The 6560-nt window shown below is 35.3% G+C and carries 4 protein-coding genes; all 4 read right to left on the bottom strand.

Annotated features, from left to right (window positions below):
- Window positions 1-3648, bottom strand: a 3648-nt coding sequence (locus K5R64_RS13835; RefSeq protein WP_220764266.1) for a hypothetical protein, incomplete at its 3' end; no start/stop codon positions are given.
- A gap of 454 nt (window positions 3649-4102) precedes the next feature.
- On the bottom strand, window positions 4103-4771 hold the full coding sequence (phoU, locus tag K5R64_RS13830) for a phosphate signaling complex protein PhoU (RefSeq protein WP_220764264.1): 669 nt from the start codon (window positions 4769-4771) through the stop codon (window positions 4103-4105).
- 83 nt (window positions 4772-4854) lie between these two features.
- The gene (gene pstB / locus K5R64_RS13825) at window positions 4855-5607 is read right to left on the bottom strand and encodes a phosphate ABC transporter ATP-binding protein PstB (protein WP_220764262.1); all 753 of its coding nucleotides are present in this window, start codon (window positions 5605-5607) and stop codon (window positions 4855-4857) included.
- 74 nt (window positions 5608-5681) lie between these two features.
- A complete protein-coding gene (pstA, locus tag K5R64_RS13820; RefSeq protein WP_220764261.1) occupies window positions 5682-6560 on the bottom strand; it encodes a phosphate ABC transporter permease PstA in 879 nt (292 codons plus the stop codon).

Here is a 6560-nt window from a genome sequence, read left to right as displayed (position 1 = left end):
TAATACATTTGCCAAAGCAATTCCGCCGTCAAATCCGTTTACGACTGTTCCTGCATCGTCAATAGCGTCGATGGCTGGTTTGGTAACGGTTACATTTACTTTCGCTTCGTCACAGTTCGTTGGGTTGGTTATTTCACAGATTTTGTAAACCAACTCGTAGTTTCCTGCTGGAGTACCCGCGGCTACTTTTACTGAGGTACCCTCTAAGGTAACACCTGCATTTGTTGCGCTTACAAAAGTCGTGTTCACTTTCGTTGGGTCAACAATCGCTCCGTTTAATTTATCATTTGCCAATACATTTGCTAAAGCAATTCCGCCGTCAAATCCATTTACTGGACTACTCGCTACATCGTCAATCGCATCAATAATTGGTTTAGTAACCGCTACGGTAACTTTTGCTTCATCACAGTTCGCTGGGTTTATTTTTTCACAGATTTTGTAAACCAACTCATAGTTACCTGCTGGAGTTCCTGCGGCCACTTTTACAGTTGTTCCGTCTAAAGTGATTCCTGTGTTTGTTGCACTAACAAAAGTCGTGTTGACTTTAGCTGGGTCAACAATCGCTCCGTTTAATTTATCATTTACCAATACGTTGGCTAAAGCTGTTCCACCTGTAAAGCCGTTTACCGCTGTTCCTGCATCGTCAATAGCATCGATGGCTGGTTTAGTAACGGTTACGGTTACTTTCGCTTCGTCACAGTTTGTTGGATTTATTTTTTCACAGATTTTGTAAACCAACTCATAGTTACCTGCTGGTGTTCCCACAGCTACTTTTACAGCTGTACCATCTAAGGTAATATCTGCGTTTGTTGCACTTACAAAAGTCGTGTTCACTTTGGTTGGGTCAACAATCGCTCCATTTAATTTATCATTTACCAATACGTTTGCTAAAGCTGTTCCTCCTGTAAATCCGTTTACAGCTGTTCCTGCATCGTCAATAGCACAAATAAAATTAGTTATTACAACATTTGAAGTTGTTTGAGAAATACAACCTTGAGCATTAGTCACTGTAAAATTATAGGTACCTGGTTCTAATCCAGAAATAGTTCTAGTTGACGTATTACCACTTATATTCCCAGGATTTATAATCCAATTTCCAGTTGGTAATCCACTTAATAAAACACTTCCTACTGGTGTTTCACAACTTGGCAGAGAAGATATCAAATAATTTGGCGCTGATGGTGTGGTCTTTGGAGCCGCAACTCCTGAACCTGTAGCACTTGTACAACTATTTACAGTTTGAGTAACTGTGTATGTTCCTGCTATACTAACTGTAATTGATGCTGTTGTTGCATTATTGCTCCACAACAAACTTCCTGTATAATTTGATGCTGTTAGTGTTGATGTTCCATTACAATTGTTAACTACATTTACTGTTGGCGCTGATGGCGTGGACTTTGGAGCCGCAACTCCTGAACCTGTAGCACTCGTACAACCATTTACAGTTTGGGTAACTGCGTATGTTCCTGCTGTACTAACTGTTATAGAGGCTGTTGTAGCATTATTGCTCCACAACAAACTTCCTGTATAATTTGACGCTGTTAGTGTTGATGTTCCATTACAATTGTTAACTACATTTACTGTTGGCGCTGATGGCGTGGTCTTTGGAGTCGCAACTCCTGAACCTGTAGCACTCGTACAACCATTCACAGTTTGAGTAACTGTGTATGTTCCTGCTGTACTAACTGTTATAGAGGCTGTTGTAGCATTATTGCTCCACAACAAACTTCCTGTATAATTTGATGCTGTTAGTGTTGATGTTCCATTACAATTGTCAACTACATTTACTGTTGGCGCTGATGGCGTGGTCTTTGGAGCCGCAACGCCTGCACCTGTAGCACTCGTACAACCATTTACTGTTTGGGTAACTGTGTATGTTCCTGCTGTACTAACTGTTATAGAGGCTGTTGTAGCATTATTACTCCACAACAAACTTCCCGTATAATTTGATGCTGTTAGTGTTGATGTTCCATTACAATTGTTAACTACATTTACTGTTGGCGCTGATGGCGTGGACTTTGGAGCCGCAAGTCCTGAACCTGTAGCACTCGTACAACCATTAACTGTTTGGGTAACTGTGTATGTTCCTGCTGTACTAACTGTTATAGAGGCTGTTGTAGCATTATTGCTCCACAACAAACTTCCTGTATAATTTGATGCTGTTAGTGTTGATGTTCCATTACAATTGTTAACCACATTTACCGTTGGCGCTGATGGCGTGGACTTTGGAGCCGCAACTCCTGAACCTGTAGCACTCGTACAACCATTTACTGTTTGGGTAACTGTGTATGTTCCTGCTGTACTAACTGTTATAGAGGCTGTTGTAGCATTATTACTCCACAACAAACTTCCTGTATAATTTGATGCTGTTAGTGTTGATGTTCCATTACAATTGTTAACTACCTTTACTGTTGGCGCTGATGGCGTGGTCTTTGGAGTCGCAACTCCTGAACCTGTAGCACTCGTACAACCATTTACAGTTTGGGTAACTGTGTATGTTCCTGCTGTACTAACGGTGATAGAAGCTGTTGTAGCATTATTGCTCCACAACAAACTTCCTGTATAATTTGATGCTGTTAAAGTAGATGTACCATTACAATTGTCAACCACATTTACTGTTGGTGCTGATGGAGTGTAAGTTATGGTTATCTTAGCTTCATTTGATGTTAAACCCGTTAAATCATTTATTGTATAATAAATAGGTGTTGGATTAGATTTAAAAGTAGCTAACGGAGTAAAGGTAACAATTCCTGCTGCTGTAACAGACCAAGTACCCTCACCAGCTACAACTAATGAATTTTGAATACCTGGGGAAGTTAGTGCTAGATTCAAATCAACTTTAGATTTATCAATATTTTGATTTGAATCGGTATCGTTTAGCGTTACATCTAACGATACAGCTCCATAAGGTTTACATAATGCTGAATCGTTGTTTGCAATAGGTGCTTTTGGTATAACAAAACTAACTTCCCCAAAACTAATTGAACTTTGTCTATTACTTGATGTACCACTATTACCTAATCTAAATTTAATTGAATTAAGTGTTCCAAAATTAACTGCAGCAATGTATCGTGTATTTGTAACGCTTATAGGGTCCACTGAATTACTTGGGCCTTGAAATCTCGTGTAAGGACCAACCGTAGAAACCGTTATGAAAGAATTACTTTCTAAAGTATAACTTTCGTTATTAGGTCTTGCTACATCAAAAAACTCATTACCATCCAGATCTAATGCTTCTAATATAAACGAGCCCAAATCAATTTTTAATTCTTGAGCTGTTCCGTATGTACCACTTTTGTAAAAACTAAATTCATATTCAACATATCCATTTGCTGAAGAGGTATTCACAACAGGCTGAAAACGATCTATTAATCCTCCATTTGTTGGATTATCAACATCTACGATTGACGCATTATTTATAGAAACAATTGTCACAATTGCATCAACATTATTCCCATCAACCGTAGTTACAATTGGATATAAATATTTGGCACCAACTTGCTTATTCGTTCCAGATATTAAAGTTGGCGTTGTAAATTTTGGTGTTTGAGCAACAACAATAGTAGTAAACAATATGATAAACAAAAAACAGACAATTTTTATCAATTTACTGTTTGGAACAGAAAAATTAGTGTAATTCTTTTTCATAAATACATTTTAATATTTTTTACTTTATTTCCTAAAGTAATTCATTATTCAAACCAAGTTAATTCATGCTGCTTCTTTAAATGCCCTCACTTTTTAATATAAAAACATTTAAATATCCGGCGCGAAAGTATGGCATCAAGAATGAATACAATTATAAAAGTCGATTAAACAACAATTTAATTGTTAAAATGCACTTTTGATTCATTATACTTTATCAAATGAAACTTAATAATGACAATATCGAATAATAAAACAGCTATCTCTTAAAATAATTAAGATTTATTTAAGATATCTAAGACCTAAAAAAAACCTCTATTTTATGTAAAGTAAAGATGAAAAAATCATTAAGAAAACCTGTAAATTTACCTCTGTTATCTTAGCTCTAACAAAAAAACCGATAGTTAATTCGACATCAGAATTAACTATCGGTTAGTGTTGAAAATAATTAAAACAATTATTTTTTATCGATGTACTTTTCGTGTTTTATCATTTTTGCATTTATCATAAAATAGATGGATTCTGCAACATTAGAATTATGGTCAGCGATGCGTTCCATATGTTTTAATGCAATTACAAGGTTGGTTCCTGAAGTGACTGTCTTGGAATTATTTTTCATCTCGCTAATGATATTTTCAATAGCTTGAATACTTTTACTTTTAATACTATTGTTTAAGGCAAAAATTACATCCACTTTCGCTCCATCTAAATCTTTAAAACATTTATTCGTTTCAGAAGTAATCAATTCAATTTCACTTGTAATTTCAGCGATATTAAATTTTGATATTAATTCATGTTTTTCTTTAATGCTTTTAGATAATTTAATAATGCTCATAGACAAATCACCAATTCTTTCAATTTCATTGCTAATTTGCATTGCTGACATAATGAATCTCAAATCAGAAGCAACAGGTTGCTGTAAGGCAAAAACGGTTTGACAGATATCATCAATTTTAACATCGAGTTTATCAATTTTATTTTCTACTTTTTTTACTTCTTTCACCTCAGCAAAGGGCTCTGAAAGGATGGATTTCACTGCTTCGGCAATTTGACTTTCGGCCAATGCACCAATTTTTATAATAATATTTCTAAGTTTCCCTAGTTCAGTTTCTAAATAGGATGCCATATTGTGTAGAATTAGTTTTTAAGATTTTCAATTTAGTAATTTATCAATTAGTTACAAACGCAGCAACTATTTTTTTATTACCATTACCCAAATCTTCCTGTTATATAGTCTTCGGTTTGTTTTTTAGCTGGCTTTGTAAAAATGGTTTTGGTCTTGTCATACTCAATTAATTCTCCCATATAGAAAAAAGCAGTATTGTCACTAATACGACCAGCTTGTTGCATATTATGCGTTACAATCACTATAGTGTACTTATCTTTTAATTCATAAATAAGTTCTTCCACTTTCGATGTAGAAATAGGGTCTAATGCTGATGTAGGCTCGTCCATCAATAAAATAGAAGGTTGTATTGCCAAGGCACGAGCAATACACAAACGCTGTTGTTGACCTCCTGAAAGCTCAAATGCAGATTTGTGTAATTTGTCTTTTACTTCTTCCCATAGTGCTACTTGTTCAATAGAAGTCACTACTCGTTCTTCAATGATTTTTTTATCCGTAACGCCATTTACTCTTAAACCATAAGCCACGTTTTCGTAAATGGATTTCGGAAAAGGATTGGGCTTTTGAAAAACCATACCAACATTTTTTCTTAAATCATCCACGTTGGTTTGTTTGTCATAAATATCATTTCCATCAATTAAAATAGTACCCGACATATGAGTATTATCAATCAAATCATTCATTCTATTCAATAAACGCAAATAAGTTGATTTTCCACAACCTGAAGGACCAATCAAAGCTGTCACGGTGTTTTCTTTCATAGACAAGGAAATGTCCTGTAATGCTTGTGATTCTCCGTAATAAAAATTTACGTTCTGTGATACTATTTTGTGCATGTTAAATTATTTAATCCTAAATTGAGAGATAAATTTATGGTAAAGTAACTATTTTTCTGTTTAGAAATGGTTTCTTAATTCATTTTTACTTTTTTCCCAAAATACTTACGAAGTTTGTTCGCTAATAAATTAGAAACTAAGACAATGAAAATCAAAATTAAAGCCGTACCGTAAGCCATGGCTCTAGATGCTTCGATATTGGTACCGCTGGTCGAAATCACATATAAATGATACGGCAATGCCATTGCTTGGTCAAAAATTGAGGTAGGCAATTTAGGTAAAAAATAAGCCGCTACTGTAAATAAAATAGGCGCTGTTTCACCCGAAACACGACCAATCGACAAAATCAATCCCGTGATAATGTTTGGAAAAGCAATAGGAAACACTACATTGCGTGTCGTTTGCCACTTACTAGCTCCTAATCCTAAACTGGCTTGTCTAAAAGTATCATCTACAGATTTTAACGATTCCTCTGTAGTTCTGATAACCACGGGTAACACTAATAAACCAAGTGTCAATCCCCCTGCTAAAATTGAGTCACCAAAACCTAATTTATTAACAAACAATGACATTCCAAAAAGACCAAAAACAATGGACGGAACTCCTGCAAGATTATTAGTCATTTGTTTGATAATCTTTTTTACCCAACCCTCTTTTACATATTCATTCATATATATAGCGGCCAACACTCCCACTGGAAACGCAAAAAGCATGCTAACCACCACTAAACACAAGGTTCCTATGATAGCTGGAAAAATTCCCCCACTTGTCATTCCTTCCTTAGGCATGGCCGTGATAAATTCCCAACTGATAACTCCAATGCCTTTGACAACAATAAATGCCAAAATAACAAATAAAAGTGCCACTATACTGTAACTAATAGCACTAAATATACCAAAAGCAATATATTGATTTCTTCTCTTTTTCTTTACTAATTTATCTTCAGTACTCAT

This window comes from Flavobacterium sp. UMI-01 (genome assembly GCF_019656315.1).
In the GTDB taxonomy this organism is placed as follows: domain Bacteria; phylum Bacteroidota; class Bacteroidia; order Flavobacteriales; family Flavobacteriaceae; genus Flavobacterium.
The sequence above is the reverse complement of the archived record's forward strand: the minus strand, read 5'-3'. Positions and strand labels throughout refer to the sequence as shown.